This window comes from Streptomyces sp. HSW2009 (assembly GCF_040240285.1).
GTDB lineage: Bacteria > Actinomycetota > Actinomycetes > Streptomycetales > Streptomycetaceae > Streptomyces.
Genome location: NZ_JBEHZD010000113.1, coordinates 1 through 17,268, shown reverse-complemented (window position 1 = coordinate 17,268; position 17,268 = coordinate 1). Strand labels below are relative to the sequence as shown.

Annotated in this window: 12 protein-coding genes; 7 read left to right on the top strand and 5 right to left on the bottom strand. The window is 72.0% G+C overall.

The features are described 5' to 3' along the window. Positions 1-177: 177 nt before the first annotated feature. Both AAHZ94_RS11695 and AAHZ94_RS11690 read right to left on the bottom strand, forming a co-directional pair. Positions 178-1,404, bottom strand: coding sequence for a metallophosphoesterase (locus AAHZ94_RS11695; RefSeq protein ID WP_349992761.1), 1,227 nt, complete (start codon positions 1,402-1,404; stop codon positions 178-180). A 600-nt stretch (positions 1,405-2,004) separates the two neighbouring features. Continuing rightward, on the bottom strand, positions 2,005-2,784 hold the full coding sequence (locus AAHZ94_RS11690; protein WP_349992760.1) for a hypothetical protein: 780 nt from the start codon (positions 2,782-2,784) through the stop codon (positions 2,005-2,007). A 202-nt stretch (positions 2,785-2,986) separates the two neighbouring features. On the opposite strand from AAHZ94_RS11690, the gene AAHZ94_RS11685 reads away from it, so the two are divergent. Next, positions 2,987-4,489 (top strand): aldehyde dehydrogenase family protein, encoded by a 1,503-nt coding sequence (locus AAHZ94_RS11685; RefSeq protein ID WP_349992759.1) that lies wholly within the window; start codon positions 2,987-2,989, stop codon positions 4,487-4,489. A gap of 1,007 nt (positions 4,490-5,496) precedes the next feature. Here the strand turns inward: AAHZ94_RS11685 and AAHZ94_RS11680 are convergent. Both AAHZ94_RS11680 and AAHZ94_RS11675 read right to left on the bottom strand, forming a co-directional pair. Next, on the bottom strand, positions 5,497-6,246 hold the full coding sequence (locus AAHZ94_RS11680; RefSeq protein ID WP_349992758.1) for an isocitrate lyase/PEP mutase family protein: 750 nt from the start codon (positions 6,244-6,246) through the stop codon (positions 5,497-5,499). Beyond that, a complete protein-coding gene (locus AAHZ94_RS11675; RefSeq protein WP_349992757.1) occupies positions 6,246-6,692 on the bottom strand; it encodes a carboxymuconolactone decarboxylase family protein in 447 nt (148 codons plus the stop codon). Before AAHZ94_RS11675 ends, AAHZ94_RS11680 begins: the two co-directional genes overlap by 1 nt. An 85-nt stretch (positions 6,693-6,777) precedes the next feature. Between AAHZ94_RS11675 and pdxR the strand changes: the two genes are divergently transcribed. Next, positions 6,778-8,283, top strand: a complete 1,506-nt coding sequence (gene pdxR, locus AAHZ94_RS11670) for a MocR-like pyridoxine biosynthesis transcription factor PdxR (protein WP_349992756.1) — start codon at positions 6,778-6,780, stop codon at positions 8,281-8,283. A gap of 374 nt (positions 8,284-8,657) precedes the next feature. Here the strand turns inward: pdxR and rocD are convergent, their stop codons facing one another. Continuing rightward, the gene (gene rocD / locus AAHZ94_RS11665) at positions 8,658-9,869 is read right to left on the bottom strand and encodes an ornithine--oxo-acid transaminase (RefSeq protein WP_349992755.1); all 1,212 of its coding nucleotides are present in this window, start codon (positions 9,867-9,869) and stop codon (positions 8,658-8,660) included. A 275-nt stretch (positions 9,870-10,144) separates the two neighbouring features. Here rocD and trpS point away from each other — a divergent pair, with 275 nt between their 5' ends. From trpS to AAHZ94_RS11640, 5 genes are all read left to right on the top strand, one after another. Beyond that, entirely contained in the window at positions 10,145-11,158 is a 1,014-nt protein-coding gene (gene trpS, locus AAHZ94_RS11660; protein WP_349992754.1) for a tryptophan--tRNA ligase, read from the top strand. Between the two features lie 269 nt (positions 11,159-11,427). Next, a complete protein-coding gene (locus AAHZ94_RS11655; RefSeq protein ID WP_349992752.1) occupies positions 11,428-12,039 on the top strand; it encodes a 2'-5' RNA ligase family protein in 612 nt (203 codons plus the stop codon). Positions 12,040-12,094: 55 nt separating this feature from the next. Next, positions 12,095-12,817 carry a TetR/AcrR family transcriptional regulator gene (locus tag AAHZ94_RS11650; RefSeq protein WP_349992750.1) on the top strand — a complete coding sequence of 241 codons (723 nt, stop codon included), beginning with the start codon at positions 12,095-12,097 and terminating at the stop codon, positions 12,815-12,817. Positions 12,818-13,603: 786 nt separating this feature from the next. Continuing rightward, a complete protein-coding gene (locus AAHZ94_RS11645) occupies positions 13,604-15,895 on the top strand; it encodes a HelD family protein (RefSeq protein WP_502964646.1) in 2,292 nt (763 codons plus the stop codon). Between the two features lie 377 nt (positions 15,896-16,272). After that, a partial coding sequence (locus tag AAHZ94_RS11640; protein WP_349992749.1) for a YihY/virulence factor BrkB family protein occupies positions 16,273-17,268 on the top strand: 996 nt, incomplete at its 3' end.

The following is a 17,268-nucleotide window of genomic DNA, read 5'->3' as shown; positions in this document are numbered from 1 at the left end:
CCCCCCCCCCCCCCCCCCCCCCCGCGGGGGGGGGCGGGGGCGGGGGCCCCCCCGGGCGGGCCCCCCCGCCCCCGGGCCCGGACGCGGGGCGGGGGGGGGCACGGCCCGATGGGGGCCTGCCCGCGGGCCGCGGCGGCTGGTCGTGGCAGTTGGTGTGGCAGCAGGTGTGGCGGTGCCTCAGGCGTGGGCGCGCAACTTCGAAGTGGAGGTGAAGGTATGCACACGGTGCGCGGTGGCGGTGTCCACGTCCACGGTGTAGACATCGACGGTCAGCTTGCCCGCAGATGCCTTGAGCAGCATGAAGCCGTGCTCGGAGAAGTTCTGCCAGCGCGCCGGGTGATCGCCGTGTGCCTTGCCGTCGCCCTTCTTGCCCGCCGTGCCGCACACGATCTGCCGGGTCCCGCGCGAGCGCTTCGTCGGCTCCAAGATCTGCTGCGTGTGGTCGTGACCGGACAGGATCAGGTCGGCCCGCCCGCACACCACCTCTTCGTACAGCTCCTTGAGGTGCACGCCGCTGGTGTAGTGGCCGATCGTGAACCCGTCATAGCTGCCCGCACTGCCGTGCTTGCCGTTGTTCAGATACGGGTGGTGCCCGATGACGATCTTCCACTTGGCGCGGGAGGCACTGAGCGCCTCGTCCAGCCAGCGCCGCTGCTCGCGCATGTACGGGCCGTTCCAGCGGAAGTACGGGTCGAGCTGGGCGACGGTGGAGGCCACCGGGTTGGTGTCCAGCGCGAAGAACTCCACGACGGGCGCCCCGCCCCGCCCGGCCGGCAGCGCGGTCGAGTAGTAGCGCGCGGGCATGTGCCAGCGACGCGAAGTGGTCGCGTACGCCACCTCGCGGTCACCGCGCGACGGGTCGCCGCCGCTGCCGGGGATGAGACCGGAGCAGTCATGGTTGCCGAGCACCATCAGCCACGGCACGTCGATACCCGTGTTGGGCTGCTCGAACTTGGTCTGGAACTCGTCGTCGTGCGCCGACTCGGGGCCGTTCTCATACAGGTTGTCGCCCAACCCGATGGCCAGCCCGACGCGCTCGGCACGGCACACCTTCTTGGCCGCGGTCGCCACGGCGTACTGAGCCTTGTTGCCGGTGCCCGCGTCACCGGTGACCAACACGGCATACGAACCGTCCCGGCCGGGCCTGGTGGGCAGCGGGAACTTGGTGACGGGCGTACCGCTCGCCTTCGCGGCCTGCGCCGCGTGAGCCGCCTGGGGCAGCAGCGTCAGCGCCGCGGCACCGGCCACCGCCCCACCGAGCACGGCGCGCCGCCGCACGCCCGATTCGCCGTCGGCTATGGGTGCCGGGGTCGGCCGTCCCGTGGTGGTGATGCTGTCATCGAGGTCAAGCCACTGCCGTTCGGTGAGATCCGGCCGCGGAGGGGTGTATTCGTCATCGCACATGCCAAGTTTCTCGCAGGTAACTTCGACCCGATGGTGGAGGCACGGCGAACGTGAGGTGAAGCTCTGCGGGCTGGGCTGGGCTGGGCTGGGCTGAGGTGGGCTGGGCCGGAGTGGCCCGGTGGGGCGGCTGAGTTGGGCTGAGGTGGGGCGAGCCCGGTGGGGTGGCTCGGGTGGAGTGGCTGGCTGGCTGGCTGGGTGGGGCTGGGGTGGGGTGGGGTTGCCGGGCTGGGGTGCGTCGGGCCGGCCGGGCGGTGGGGCTGCATGCGGGAGTGGGCGGGGCGGGGGTGGGGTGGGCTCGGGGCGGGCTGTGCTGGGGGGTGGGCCCGGGCTGGGTTGTGTGCCGGGATGGGGTCGGCGGAGGTGGGAGCGGGGGAGGGTGGGGGGGAGGGGAGGGGGAGCCCCCCCCAGGTGTCAAGACCCGAGCCCTACCTCAACCCAGTCCCACGACCACTCACCGCCGATGGGCCAACCCCCGCCAATCCGCTCCACAATCCGCCCACCCCACAACCAACCTCCAGCCCCGACCACCCCACCCCCGGGCCCCCGCAACCCCAACCCAACCAACCCAACCAACCCGGCCCCGCCCCCCTACTCCCCGAACTACCCCCCGAGCTGGGCTTCCAGTTTGTCCACGTCGATGACCTCGGTGGCGGGCGGGGGCGTGGTGACGACGGGCTTGTCGTAGTCGCTGATCTCCACCGTGCCGGGTTCGCTGCCGCCCTCGACGACGATCTTCACCGGGTAGGGGGTGCCGGTGGCGGCGACGTACATGGTCTGCTTCTCGCCGTCCTTTTCGGCGGGGCTGTTCAGGGGCACGACGAGCTGGCCGCCGATCTTCGTGGGTTCGCCCTTGGTCAGCTTGTCCTTCGAGTCGTCCGAGGACTTCATGCCGGACTGCATCGAGGCCAGGTCGCACATGTCAGCGTTGCCCTTGAGCATGGCGTTGTCGGTGGTGCCGTGGATGTAGCGGCCCTTGAGCAGTTGGGCCGCCACGGCGCCGTCCTTGCCGCCGGCGACGTCGGGCTGCTGCCAGAACTTCTCGTTCGGCTTCATCCAGACCTTGTTGCCGGCCTTGATGATCTCGGAGCTGGCGCCGGCGCCGTCGCCCACGGTGCCGTTGCAGTCACCCTTGTTGTCGAGGGCCAGGTTCATCTTGAGGCCCTCGGTGCCCGTGCCCTGGTCCATCTTCATGCGCAGCGAAGTCGCCTTGAGCAGCGCGTCCTTGGCCTTGTCTGAAATCTGCTGCGCCGTGAGGTCGGCCAGTTCGTTCTTGGGCTCCTGCGATGCCTTGTCGTCCTTGCTGTCGCTGCCGCAGGCCGTGACGCCGAGCGCCGCGATGACACATACCGCCGCGGCGAGTACGCCGTGCTTCCTCTTCATGGCGAGATTCCTCCGCTTGTGGTGACTGGCTGAGGTGAATTTATCAGTTCTTTACTAGTCAAAGTTCGCGCGGACTGCCTACGGATCGTGAGGCAGGGGACTTTCTTCAGTCACAGCCGCATACCTATATGACTTCCGGGGAGGGCTTTCGGTTGCTGTTGTGACCAGCAGGAATCCCGGGAGAAGTGGAAGGCGGGCCACCGTGTCGGCGATCGAGTCCATCCAGGTTGACGGAGAGTGGCGAGCGGCCCTCGGTGGCGCCCAGCGGGAGGTGTGGGACCCCGCGGACGCGACGACGCTCGCGCGAGTGGCTGAAAGTGATCGGTCGGACGTGGACCTGGCCGTTGCCGCGGCGCGCCGGGCCTTCGACGGCGGCCCCTGGCCCCGTACGCCGGTCTCCGAACGCGCCGCCCTCCTGCGCCGCGTCGCCGATCTCCTCCAGCGTGATCGCGAGACGATCGCGCTGGTCGAGAGCCGGGACACCGGCAAGACCCTGGAAGAAGGCCGGGTCGACGTCGACGATGTGACCGCCGCCTTCCGCTACTTCGCCGATCTGGTCGTCAGCGAAGGCGCCGGCCGGGTCGTGGACGCGGGTAGTTCCGAGGTGCACAGCGTGGTCGCGTACGAGCCAGTGGGCGTCTGCGCGCTGATCACCCCGTGGAACTACCCACTCCTCCAAGCAAGTTGGAAGATCGCGCCGGCGCTGGCCGCCGGCAACACCTTCGTCATCAAGCCCAGCGAGATCACCCCGCTCTCCACCGTGCACCTGGTGCGGCTGTTGCTGGAGGCGGGGCTTCCGGCCGGCGTCGCGGGCCTGGTCACCGGCGCCGGCGACCCGGTCGGCGCGCGCCTGGCCGAGCACCCCCAGGTGGACCTGGTCTCCTTCACCGGGGGACTGGTCAGCGGTACGAAGGTGGCCCGGGCCGCTGCCGCCACCGTCAAGAAGGTCGCGCTCGAACTCGGCGGCAAGAACCCCAACGTCGTCTTCGCCGACGCCTGCGCTACCGACGAGGGCTTCGACACCGCCGTCGACCAGGCGTTGAACGCCGCGTTCATCCACAGTGGCCAGGTCTGTTCGGCCGGTTCCCGGTTGATCGTCGAAGAGTCGGTACGGGAACGCTTCGTGACCGAACTCGCCCGCCGCGCCGAGCGGATCGAGCTCGGCCGCGGCACCGAGGAGGGCGTCGAGTGCGGCCCGCTCGTCTCCCGCCAGCACTGGGAGAAGATCCAGGCGTACGTCGCGTCGGCGCTCGCCGATGGCGCGGTGCTGCGCTGCGGCGGCGGCCGACCCGAGCCCGCCGCGCACCGTCCCGCCGCCGGCTTCTTCTTCGCCCCGACCGTGCTCGACCACTGCCACCGCAACATGCGGGTGGTCCGCGAAGAGACCTTCGGCCCGCTGCTGACCGTCGAGACCTTCCGTACCGAGGAGGAGGCGGTGGCGCTGGCCAACGACACCGAGTACGGGCTCGCCGGCGCCGTCTGGCCCGCGGAGGCGGGACGCGCCCGCCGGGTCGCGGGGCGGCTGCGGCACGGCACCGTTTGGATCAACGACTACCACCCGTACCTGCCGCAGGCCGAATGGGGCGGATTCGGCAGGTCAGGCGTGGGCCGGGAACTCGGCCCGACCGGGCTGGCCGAATACCGCGAGGCCAAGCACATCTACCAGAACCTGGCGCCGCGCCCGGTCCGCTGGTTCACGGGCTGAGCCTGCGCGCCCGCGCCCACGGACTGACATCCACGATCCGCAACGCACGCCATCCGCAACGCACTCCATCCGCAACGCGCTCCATCCGTAACCCACTCCATCCGCAACCCGCACCACCGGCAAGCCGCACCGGCGTATCCCATTCCGCATCTCGTACGGCGCCTCGCGCAGCGACTGGCACACACCCCGCACGCCCCCCTGCACCCCCGCACAACACCGCAAGGAGCGAGCGCCGACGGCCAGGCCGCAAAGCAGGTACCAAGGAAGAAAACAGGCACCGACCACCAGCCCGCAAGGAAACGGGCGACAAGCAACACACCGCAACGATCAGAAGCCAACGCTCAAAAACCAATAACCAACAACCAACAGCCCGCAATAAACCAACCCACCAGCAGCAAGAAACAGAAAAGAGCCGCCGAGACAACCACCAACGTGATTGCCCCGACGGCCCGCCGCGGCACCCCCGTGCACCGCGGTCCTTTCCTGGGGCCAGTCGCCTGACCAGGGCCCTGACCCCGTGGTCCGGCCGTCCGCTGGACGGTCGGACCGAGCGCCCCACCACTGCCCTTGCGGGCGGCGGGGCTTCCCCGTTGTGCCGTGCCCCCCCCGTGGCGGCGCGGCACCGTGTGGTCCGGCACCTCTCAGACGGCCGGACCTCCCCCGTTCTCCCCCGTACTGCCGCGCCCCGACCAGGCGGCGCGCGGCTCCCCGTAGGCCACGCCGCCCCCGCAGGCGTGGCACCCCCCCTGGGCCCGAACCGCGGGCTGCGGCCGTGTGCTGCCGCTGCCCACGGCGAATCCGTACGGACCCGGCCCGTGGACCGTAGGACGCGCATCCACGCGACCCGCGCTCCGTTCATCGGCCGGTGGAACGGCCCCCGTCGTACGCACATCCCCCGTCCGTACGCGCCCGTTCCACCGGCCCGCTGTGGGCCCCCGCCGCCGGAGGGAGCGCCGGGGGGGGCGGAGAGGCGCCAGAACCCCCGTGTCCGGCGCCCCGCTGTGGGGCTACGCCCGCGGCTGGGCCGAGCGCAGTTGCTCGGCGTGGCCACGGAGCGCTTCCATCGCCTCGTGGAACAGTCCGGGACCGAAGGTGATCCGCGTCGCGCCCAGTTCGCCGAGTTGCGCGGGGGCCGGACCGCCGGGCAGGAAGGCCACGTTGAGCGGCGCGTCGATGCCCTGCGCCAGTTCCTTGACGAGCTCGACCGGCGCCAGGATCGGGTAGATCACGTCCGCGCCGGCCGCCAGGTACAGCCGGGCCCGTTCGATCGCCGCGTCGGCGGTGGTGTCGCCGCTGAGGAAGGTGTCGACGCGGGCGTTGATGACGAGCTGGTCACCGGCCGCCTCGCGGACCTGCGCCAGCCAGTCCGCGTGCTGCTGCGGGTCCTTGAGCTGCTTGGCCGCGAGGTCCGTGTCCTCCAGGTTGCAGCCCACCACGCCCGCCGTGAGCAGCCGCTCGACCAGTTCGGCCGGCGCGAGCCCGTACCCGTCCTCGACGTCGGCCGACACCGGCAGGTCAACCACCCGGGTGATGCGGGTGATCGCCGCGAACATCTCGTCCACCGGCGTGCCACCGCCGTCCTCGTAGCCGAGCGAGGCCGCGATGCCCGCGCTGGGCGTGGCGAGCGCGGGGAAGCCGACGTCGGCGAAGACCCGCGCGCTGGCCGCGTCCCACGGGCCGGGGAGGATCAGCGGGTCGCCGGGGGCGCGGCCCTGGTGCAGGGCGAGGAAGGCGGCGGCGGTGGTGGGGGAAGACATCACAGCTCCTCAGAAGGCGGGTTGCCGGGGGACATCCGCGTGGTCACGCTGATCCGGTTCCACGCGTTGATCGTGATGATGAGGCTGACGAGCTGGGCGAGCTCGGCGGCTTCGAAGTGCCGGGCCGCCCGGTCGTACACCGCATCCGGTACGAATCCGTCGGTGAGGACGGTGACCGCCTCGGTCAGCGCGAGCGCCGCCTGTTCCTTGGCGGTGAAGTACGTGGGTGACTCTTCCCAAGCGTTGAGCAGGTATATCCGCTCTTCGCTCTCTCCCTCCGTCCGGGCGTCCCGCGTGTACATGGTGATGCAGAAGGCGCAGTGGTTGATCTGCGACGTGCGAATCTTCACCAGCTCGATCAGGGCGGGGTCGAGCCGCCGCCTGGCCGCCGCGTCAAGATTGATCATGGCCTTGTAGAACTCGGGGGCGAGGGCGGGCAGTGCCATCCTCTGCTCCCGTCTCCGGGCCGTTTCGCTCGTCGACATGCCCTCACGCTACGGCGGCAGTAGCCCAGGGGTATGGTCCATTTCCATGGCAGATTCTTGGGCCAGTCAGGTGCCACCGGAACCGGAGGCCGACTTCGCCGTCGGCAGTGACCTGCACCTGGAGCTGAGCCAAACGGGGGGTGTCCGGGCGTCGCTGATGAGCGCGCTGCGCGATGCGGTGCGCTCGGGCCGGCTGGCCGCCGGCACCCGGCTGCCCTCCTCCCGCACCCTCGCCGCCGACCTGGGCATTGCCCGCAACACGGTCGCCGACGCGTACGCCGAACTCGTTGCCGAGGGCTGGCTCACCGCCCGTCAGGGCTCGGGTACCCGCGTCGCCGAACGGGCCGTCGCCTCCGATACCCGCATCGAACCCCCCGCCCCGGTGCGCCGCCCGCCGGTCAGGCCGGCTCCCGCTCCGGTCTACGACCTGATGCCGGGTTCGCCTGACGTGTCCTCCTTTCCGCGCGCGGCCTGGCTGACGGCCGCCCGCCGGGCCATCACCCACGCGCCCAACGACGCCTTCGGTTACGGCACGCACGTTGCGGGCCGCCCCGAACTGCGCCGCGCGCTGGCGGACTACCTCGCGCGCGCCCGGGGCGTGCGTGCGGCGCCCGAGCGCATCCTGATCTGTTCGGGCCTGTCGGAGGGGTTGCGGCTGGTCGGCGAGGTGCTGGGGGCGACGGCGCGGCTGCCGGGCGCCGGGCCCGGTGCGGACCTGGTGGCCGTCGAGTCCTTCGGCCTGGACATCCACCGCGACCTGCTGACCGGCTGCGGGCTGCGCACGGTGGCCGTCGGCTTCGACGAACAGGGGCCGCGTACGGAGGAGTTGTCGGCGACCGGGGCCAGGGCGGCGCTGTTGACGCCGGCGCACCAGTTCCCGTTCGGCGTGTCGCTGCCGGCGGAGCGGCGCGCGGCGACCGTGAAGTGGGCCGTGGAGTGCGGCGGCGTGCTCCTGGAGGACGACTACGACGGCGAGTTCCGGTACGACGGGCAGCGGATCGGGGCCGTCCAGGGCCTGGACCCGGAGCATGTGGTGTACATGGGGACGGCCAGCAAGAGCCTGTCGCCGGCGCTGCGGCTGGGCTGGTTGGTGCTGCCGGAGCGGCTGTTCGCCGCGGTCGCCGAGCTCAAGCGCCGCCCCGGTTTCCAGACCAGTGGCCTTGACCAGCTCACGCTGGCGGAGTTCATCACGTCGGGCGCGTACGACCGGCATGTGCGCGGCATGCGCCAGCGCTACCAGCGTCGCCGCGACCAACTCGTGACCGCCCTGGCCGAGCGCGCCCCGCACATCAAGGTCAGCGGCATCGCCGCCGGCCTGCACGCCGTCCTCGAACTGCCGCAGGGCACCGAACAGTCGGTGATCAACGGTGCCGCCTGGCAGGGCCTGGCCCTGGACGGCCTGCGCCGCTACCGCCTCGGCGCCGGCACCGGCGACGCCCCGGCCCCGCGCGACGACGTCATGGGCGACGCCCTGGTCGTCGGCTACGGCTCACCACCCGACCACGCGTACGCGGGCGCGCTGGACGCGCTGTGCAGGGCGCTGCCGGACTAGCGGGCGGGGACCGGCGGCGGGGGCGGGCCCCCGCGGGAGTGGCTCACGCCGGTGGGGTCTACGCGCGCGGGCCTGCGCGTGCTGCCCCACGTGTACGGGCTTGCGTGCGCGGGCCCACGCGTGCCGACTCCCAGGTACGGGCGTACGCGTGCCGGTACGGGCTGACGCGCGCGGGCCCGCACGTGTCGCGGGCCTTGGCCGGTGCTCCGGGTTTAGGGAGCGAAGACCGGTTCACGCGCGCGGGCCTGCGCGTACCGAGAGTCCCGAACCGGGTGGGCCGGGTTTGGGGAGCCGAAGCCGACCCACGCGCGCGGGCCCGCGTGACGCCCCACGCGTACGGGCTGACGCGCGCGGGCCCGCGCGTGCCGCTCGCCCTACCGCGCCGCGTCCAGCACCGCGCGCAGTTGCTCCAGGCCCCAGTCGAGGTCTTCCTTGCTGATGACCAGCGGCGGGGCGATGCGGATGGTGCTGCCGTGGGTGTCCTTGACCAGGACTCGGCGGGCCATCAGGCGCTCGGAGACCTCGCGGCCGGTGCCGAGGGCCGGATCGATGTCCACGCCGGCCCACAGGCCGCGCCCGCGCACCGCGCTGATGGCTCCGCCGCCGGTCAGCAGGGCCAGCTCCCGGTGCAGGTGCTCGCCGAGTTCGGCCGCGCGCCGCTGGTACTCGCCGGTGCGCAGCATGGCGATCACCTCCAGGGCGACGGCGCAGGCCAGCGGGTTGCCGCCGAACGTCGAGCCGTGTTCGCCCGGCTGGAACACGCCCAGTACGTCCCGGTCGGCCACCACCGCGGAGACCGGCACGACGCCGCCGCCGAGCGCCTTGCCCAGCACGTACACGTCCGGCACGACGTCCTCGTGCTCGCAGGCGAAGGTCCGGCCGGTGCGTCCGAGGCCCGACTGGATCTCGTCCGCGATGAACAGCACGTTCCGCGCCCGGGTCAGCGCGCGCACGCCCGGCAGGTAGCCGGCCGGCGGCACCAGCACGCCCGCCTCGCCCTGGATCGGCTCGATCAGGACCGCCACCGTGTGCTCGTCGACGGCCGCCTCCAGCGCGGCGAGGTCACCGTACGGAACGATCTCGAAGCCCGGCGTGTACGGGCCGTAGTCGGCGCGGGCCTCCGGGTCGGTGGAGAAGCTCACGATGGTGGTGGTGCGGCCGTGGAAGTTGTTGTCCGCGACGACGATCTTGGCCTGGCCGTCCGGGACGCCTTTGACCCGGTAGCCCCACTTCCGGGCGGTCTTCACGGCCGTCTCGATGGCTTCGGCGCCGGTGTTCATCGGCAGCACCATCTCCTTGCCGCAGAGCGCGGCAAGCTCCGTACAGAAGTCGGCGAACCGGTCGTGGTGGAACGCCCTGGAGGTCAGCGTGACCCGTTCGAGCTGGGCCTTCGCGGCATCGATGAGGCGGCGGTTGCCGTGCCCGAAGTTGAGCGCGGAGTAGCCGGCGAGCAGGTCGAGGTAGCGGTTGCCCTCGACGTCGGTCATCCACGCGCCATCGGCCGAAGCGACGACCACGGGCAGCGGGTGGTAGTTGTGCGCGCTGTGCGCCTCGGCTGCGGTGATGCTGCGTTCACTAGCGGTCACGTGCGCTCCATCCTTACGGGGTCGAGATCCTTACGGGGTCGGGGCGGTCTCAGCCTTCTTTCTATCGCTGCCCGCGGGGAATGCGAAGAAAAATTCCGGATGTGGCCTCTGGGGTGTGTCACGCGGGGCCGCGGCCTCCGCCGTGACAGCGCATTGCGGTACGTGCCGGCGTGTGCGGGCGCCCGACCTCCACGGGGCCGGCCGGCGATGCGGTGCGCCCCCTCCCCGGCGACCGGAGGCCGTGATCGCGTCGGGTACCTGAGAGAATGGACGGCATGGCCCATGACCGTCCCCGCGCGCTCTCCGGTATCCAGCCCACTGCGGGCTCCTTCCACCTCGGGAACTACCTCGGCGCGATCCGTCAGTACGTCGCCCTCCAGGAGACCCACGACGCCTTCTACATGGTCGTCGATCTGCACGCGATCACCGTCCCGCAGGACCCGCGGGAGCTGCGCGCCAACACCAGGCTGGCTGCCGCGCAGCTCCTGGCGGCCGGGCTCGACCCGGACCGGTGCACGCTCTTCATCCAGAGCCACGTGCCCGAGCATGCGCAGCTCGGCTGGGTGATGAACTGCCTCACCGGCTTCGGCGAGGCGTCCCGGATGACGCAGTTCAAGGACAAGTCGGCCAAGCAGGGCGCGGACCGCACCACGGTCGGCCTCTTCACCTATCCGGTGCTCCAGGTCGCCGACATCCTGCTCTACCAGGCGAGCCACGTGCCGGTCGGCGAGGACCAGCGGCAGCACATCGAGCTGACCCGGGACCTCGCGGAGCGCTTCAACGGCCGCTTCGGGCACGCCTTCACGGTCCCGTCGGCGCACATCGTCAAGGAGACCGGCAAGATCTACGACCTCCAGGACCCGTCGATCAAGATGAGCAAGTCGGCGTCCACGCCGAAGGGCATCATCAGCCTGCTCGACGAGCCGAAGGTCTCCGCGAAGAAGATCAAGAGCGCGGTCACCGACCTGGACACCGTGATCCGGTACGACGAGGAGAACAAGCCGGGTGTGAGCAATCTCCTCACCATTTACGCCACTCTCACCGGCACCGCCATCGCCGACCTTGAACGCAAGTACGAGGGCAAGGGCTACGGCGCGCTGAAGACCGACCTGGCCGATGTCGTGGTCGACTGGGTGGCGCCGTTCCGGGACCGCACCCAGGAATATCTGGACGACCCCGAGACGCTCGACAACATCCTGGCCAAGGGCGCGGAGAAGGCCCGCACCGTCGCGGCCGAGACGCTGGCACTGGCCTACGACAAGATCGGTCTGCTGCCCGCCAAGCACTGAGCAGGGGCCGGACCACCTGTGGCGCCACCGGTGCGGCGGGCCGCGGGTGGCCCGGCCGGCAGCCGTGGGCGGTCAGGACCCGGCGCCCGCCGGCACCGGCCCGGACGGCCCCGCGAGGTCGCCGCCCGGCCACGGGATCAGCGGAACCTAGCCGGGACGCCCGACGAGCCGGCACACTGACACGGGCGCTCGACCGGCCTGGCAGGGACATGAAGGCACGCGGTGTGATGGACAGCTCGACCAGACAGTGGCCCGGAAGGGAGAACGCAGTGGGGACCGTAACGATCGGCGTTTCGATCGCGGTCCCGGAGCCGTACGGCAGCTTCCTCCAGGAGCGGCGCGCCGGCTTCGGGGACCCTGCCGCGCACGGCATCCCCACGCACGTCACGCTGCTGCCGCCGACCGAGGTGGACGCCGTGGCGCTGCCCGGGATCGAGCGGCACCTCGCGGAGGTCGCGGCCGGCTGGGGCTCCTTCACGATGCGGCTGTCCGGGACGGACACCTTCCGCCCGCTGTCGCCGGTGGTCTTCGTGAAGATCGTGCAGGGCGCGGAGGAGTGCACGGCGCTCCAGGAGCGGGTCCGCGCGGCCTCAGGGCCGTGCGCCCGCGAGTTGCAGTTCCCCTACCACCCGCACGTCACGGTCGCGCACGGCATCTCCGAAGAGGCGATGGACCGGGCGTACGCCGAGCTCAAGGAGTACGAGGCGACGTGGACCAGCTCCGGCTTCGCCCTCTACGAACAGGGCGCTGACGGCGTCTGGCGGCTGGAGCGCGAGTACCCTTTCGGGCTCGCGGGAGGACAGGGGCAGGGCCCGGTCTTCCCGCGCCAGGCGACTCGCCGTGAGCCGGTGCGCGATGAACCTCTGAACGTGACCGAGTAAAAAAAGGCCAGTCGCAACACTTTTAACCGAGTCACGTTTTCGGTAGGCTGTCCCCATGGACGGTCAGACGAGCCTTCGCGAGCGCAAGAAGCAGCGCACCTACCAGGCGATCTCCGACGCCGCGATCGAGCTCTTCCTCAAGGAGGGCTTCGACCGCGTCTCGGTCGCCGAGGTGGCAGCCGCAGCGCTGGTCTCCAAGCCCACCCTCTTCCGGTATTTCCCCACCAAGGAAGACCTGGCGCTGTACCGCTTCGCCGACCACGAGGGCGAGGCCAGCCGGGTCGTAGCGGGCCGCGCGCCCGGCCAGACCCCGATAGCCGCCCTGCACGCCCACTTCCGCGCCGGCCTGGACGCCCGCGACCCGGTCACGGGCCTGTGCGAAGCCCCCGAGGTCCTCGCCTACCACCGCCTGCTGTACGGCACGCCCACCCTGGTCGCCCGGTTGTACGAGTACACGACGCGAGCCGAAGAGACCCTGGCCCGCACGTTGTACGCGGTGGCCTCCGGCACCGAAGCGTCAGCGGCAACCGACGCCGCCACCACGACCTCGGCCACCGCTCAGGCCGATCCTGAGCTCCCCGGGCCCGGTGAGCCGACCCGTCTGGAGGCCCTGACGGCCCGCCTCACCGCCGGCCAGGTCACGGCCGCCCAGCGCATCCTGGCGCTCGACAACTGGCGACGGATAGCCGATGGGGAGAGCGCCGACGCCGTCTACCCCTCGGCGGTCGTAGCGGCCGACCACGCCTTCGCGCTCCTCGGCTCCCCAGCACCCCGCTAGTACGGACCCGGGCTCCGGTAGCCCTGACCGTGCTTCGGCAGCCGCTGGCCCCTGGGCGCTGACCACTGCTACCCCCGGCCCCTCCCCGGCCCTTGCCGGGGCTGCCCCTTGGCTCTTCTGGCCCTGGTGGCTGTTCTGTCTGCCGTCTTGTGGTTTCGGGCTAGGGCTGCGGCTTCGGCTGCGCCTGGGGCTTCGGCCGTTGCTCTCGGGGAGTGCGGGACGGCGGGGTGCGACGCGGGGCGGGGCTGCGGCTGCGCCTGGGCGTCAGGTGTTGCCTTCGGGGGCGGGGTGGCGGGGCTTCATGGCGGGGCGGGGCCCGCGGTCGCCTGTTGCCCGCACCCACCTATCCCCACCTCCCTCACGTGCCAGCTTGCGTCCGACGCTCCCGCTCCCTTCTCGCCCGCCGGCTCCCCTCGTCTCCGTTCTCTTCCGCCCCCTCCACCGGCCAACTGCCCACCACCACCATGCGAAAGGCGTACCGACGTGTCCTTACCTTCCGACGGCCTGGCCACCGCCACGCCCGGCCCCAAGTCGCCATCCGACGGTGGCCTGCCCGCTGGTGGCGGGTCGGCTGCCGAGAGCGCGCCGGCCTCCGGGGGCGGGGCGACGCATGCCGAGGGGGAGCGGGCGCGGGGGGGGGGGGGGGGGGGGGGGGGGGGGCGGGGGGGGGCGCGGGGGGGGGGGGGGGGGGGGGCGGCGCGGCGCGCGCGGGCGGGGGGGGGGGGGGCCCCCCCGGGGGGGGGGGGGGGGGCGCCGGGGGGGGGCCCGGGCCCCCCCCCGGGCGGGCTGGCCGGTGAACTCGCTGCGGAACGGGCCCACATCGAGGCGAGCCGAGCGACGTTGGCCCGTATGGTCGAGGCGGCGCGGCGACAGGTGAAGCTCGGCGAGGACGTCTCCGGCGACGGGGCGAGCGCCGAAGTGCTCGGCCGCTACCTCCGCAGCTACGCCCGACAGTTGGCGGAGGAGCCGGAGGGTCCGCTGTTCTTCGGCAGGCTCGACTTCGACGGCACCCCAGGGGCGGGCGACCACCGTGGCCAGCGGTACTACGTCGGGCGCCGCCACGTCGCAGCCGACGCCACCGCGACCCCACTGGTCATCGACTGGCGGGCGCCGGTCTCCCGCGTCTTCTACCAGGCATCGCCCCGCGATCCGCAGGGAGTGGCGGTACGCCGCCGATTCGGCTGGGCCCCCGCGAGCAAGGGCGAGCCGGCCGACCTCACCGGCCTGGAGGACGAACGACTCGGCGTGCGGCAGGACCCGCTGCCGGCGGCAGGACCGGCATCGGGCCCAGTGCCGGACCCAGCGTCGGACCCAGCGCTGGAACCAGGGGCGGGCGCGGGGTCGGGCGTGGCGCCGGACGCCACGTCAGGCGGGTCCGGGTTCCCGGCCACCGGGAGCCGTATCGTCGCCGCCGAGATCGAACGGCCACGGGTGGGCCCGATGCGGGACATCGTGGCCACCATCCAGCCCGAACAGGACGAGCTGGTACGCCGCCCGCTGACCGACTCGGTCTGCGTCCAGGGCGCCCCGGGGACGGGCAAGACGGCCGTCGGGCTGCACCGTGCCGCGTACCTGCTCTACACCTATCCCCAACGCATCCAGCGCGGCGGCCTGTTGGTCGTCGGACCCAACCGGACGTTCCTGCGCTACATCGCCGAAGTGCTCCCGGCCCTCGGCGAGATCGACGTACGACAGTGCACGGTCGGCGACCTCGTCGACCGGTTCCCGGTGCGGGCCGAGGACGGGGTGGCGGCGGCCTCCGTCAAACACGACGCCCGGATGGCCCAGGTCCTCGCCCGGGCCCTGCACCAGCGGGTTCGCCCGCCGGATGAATCCCTGGCCATCCCGGACGGCACCTACCGGTGGCGGGTCAGCGCCGACGAGTTGCACGAGGTCGTCACCCAGGTCCAGGAGCAGGCCCCGCCCTACGCCACGGGACGCGAATGGGTGCGCTCCCGCACGATGGAGTTGGTCCGCCGGCAGGTCGAGCGGCGCGCGGGGCCCCCGCCGCAGGAGTGGGTGCGGCGGATGAGCCGCTCCCGGGCGGTCAAGGAGTTCCTGGACGCGGCCTGGCCCGCGGTGCGCCCCGAGGAAGTGGTGGCGGAGCTGCTCGGTGACCCGCACCTGGTGCGGGCTGCCGCGGACGGGTTGCTCACCGATGGGGAACAGGCCGCCCTGTGCTGGGCCAAGCCACCGCGCTCGGTCAAGAGCGCCAAGTGGTCGACCGCGGACCTGGTGCTGATCGACGAGGTGGCCGGCCTCATCGAACGCCCGGAGGGCTACGGCCACGTCGTGGTCGACGAGGCGCAGGACCTGTCCCCGATGGAGTGCCGCGTACTGGCCCGGCGCAGCGACTTCGGTTCGCTCACCGTGCTCGGCGACCTGGCCCAGGGCACTACTCCTTGGGCCGCCCGGAGTTGGCCGGACCACCTGGCCCACCTGGGCAAGCCGAACGCCACGGTGGCGCCCCTCACCATCGGGTTCCGGGTGCCGGCGGCCATCGTGGCGGCGGCCAATGAACTCCTGACGCATCTGGCGGCCGATGTGCCCCCGGCCCGTTCGCTGCGCGCCGACGGCGAACTGCGGGTCTGCCCGGTGCCGGAGATAGCCGCCGGCGTGGTGGCGGCGGTGCGAAGGGCGTTGCCCACGGCGGGTTCGATCGGCGTGATATCCGCTGACGCCACGCTGGCGACCGTGCGCCAGGCCCTGAGCGCAGCGGGCATCGCGACGGCCACACCGGACGGTGTGGAGAGCGCTGGTGGGGGTGGGGGCGGCGCGGGGGTTGGTGCCGTCACGGGTGACGGTGACGGTGGTGGCGCCGGTGGTCGTGGCGGGAGCGCGGCGGACGCGGAGGGGCGGGTGACGCTGTTGCCCGCGTCGATCGCCAAGGGCCTGGAGTACGACCACGTGATCGCCGTGGAGCCGGCGGACATCGTCGCGGCCGAACCGCGGGGGCTCCACCGGCTGTACGTGGTGCTCACCAGGGCGGTGTCCCGACTCCACATCGTGCACGCCCGCCCACTACCCCCGGAGCTCAGCATGGTGACCCGGACGGAAGGAGGCACGGCACAGGGATAGCCGCCCTGGCTGAGGGCAGACGCGGCACGGAGCGCCAGGCGCGACGCGGTGGGCCGGATGCACCGTGGGTGAGCCGACCCATGTGCGCGACGGCGCCCCAAAAAACCAGCCCACCCACCCGCAAGCTGTACCGCTCCACCCAAGCCGTACCGCTCCGTTCTCACCCCGCCCCCAAGCCGTACTGCCCCGCTCCCACGCCATGCCGCTCTTCTCGCCCCGCCCAAGCCGTAGCGCCCCAACCCCGTACGTGCGGCCCGGAACCCCGTACGTGCGGCCCGGTGGAACGGGCCGGACGAGCTGTCCAGCCGAACGGGCCAGGCAAGCGTCCCAGTCGAACGAGATAGGAATAAATATGTGAATAGGGGTAGAAAAGGTCCATGGATTGGTTGACCCGAGTGCCGTGGATCGGCCCGATCGTGGCGCGGCTGATGCGTACCCACGCATGGCGGACGTACGAAACCCTGGACCGGGTGCACTGGACCAGGCTGGCCGCCGCGATCACCTTCATCAGTTTCCTGGCCATCTTCCCGCTGATCACGGTGGGTGCGGCGATCGGTGCCGCGGTGCTCAGCGATGCCAAGATGCGTGACCTGGAAGGCAAGCTGGCCGACCAGGTGCCGGGAATCTCGGGGCAACTCGACCTCAGCGGGTTGGTGGAGAACGCCGCCACGGTCGGGGTGTTGGCGGGCGCGGCGCTGTTGTTCACCGGCATCGGGTGGGTGGGCTCGTTGCGCGAGTGCCTGCGCGCCGTGTGGGAGTTGGACGACGAACACGACAACGTGGTGCTCCGCAAGCTCAAGGACGGCGGCATCCTGCTGGGCCTCGGTGGGGTGGCGCTCGGGTCGCTGGCCGTCTCGACGTTCGCGATCACGGCGGTGGGGTGGGCCGCCCAACAGTTGGACATCCCCGAGGGCGGCGTGGGCAGTTGGCTGCTCAGGCTGACGGCCTTCGCCGCCGCGGTCGCCGCCGACTTCCTATTGCTGTGTTACGTCCTGACCTGGCTCCCGGGCGTCACGCCGCCCCGCCGCGCCGTCGTCGTCGCGGCGCTGATCGGGGCGCTCGGTTTCGAACTGCTCAAGTACCTGCTCAGCGGCTACCTCCAGGGGGTGGCGGCGAAGAGCATGTACGGCGCGTTCGGTACGCCGATCGCGCTGCTGCTCTGGATCAACATGACGGCCAAGCTGTCCCTGTACTGCGCGGGCTGGACGGCCACCCCTTCCAAGACTCAGGAGGTACTCGTACCGGAGCCCGGCGCGGACGAGGCGACCACCCCGGGGGGGGGGCGCCCCCCCCCCGCCCCCCCCCCCCCCCCCCCCCCCCCCCCCCCCCCCCCCCGCGCCCCCCCCGGCCCCCCGCCCCGCCCGGCGCCCCCC

Excerpts from the sequence above, each read along its gene's own strand:
- AAHZ94_RS11680 (WP_349992758.1), bottom strand. The coding sequence starts at position 6,246 with ATGTCTTCCCCCACCACCGCCGCCGCCTTCCTCGCCCTGCACCAGGGC.
- trpS (WP_349992754.1), top strand. The coding sequence starts at position 10,145 with ATGGCCCATGACCGTCCCCGCGCGCTCTCCGGTATCCAGCCCACTGCG.
- AAHZ94_RS11675 (WP_349992757.1), bottom strand. The coding sequence starts at position 6,692 with ATGGCACTGCCCGCCCTCGCCCCCGAGTTCTACAAGGCCATGATCAAT.
- pdxR (WP_349992756.1), top strand. The coding sequence starts at position 6,778 with ATGGCAGATTCTTGGGCCAGTCAGGTGCCACCGGAACCGGAGGCCGAC.
- AAHZ94_RS11690 (WP_349992760.1), bottom strand. The coding sequence starts at position 2,784 with ATGAAGAGGAAGCACGGCGTACTCGCCGCGGCGGTATGTGTCATCGCG.
- AAHZ94_RS11650 (WP_349992750.1), top strand. The coding sequence starts at position 12,095 with ATGGACGGTCAGACGAGCCTTCGCGAGCGCAAGAAGCAGCGCACCTAC.
- AAHZ94_RS11695 (WP_349992761.1), bottom strand. The coding sequence starts at position 1,404 with ATGTGCGATGACGAATACACCCCTCCGCGGCCGGATCTCACCGAACGG.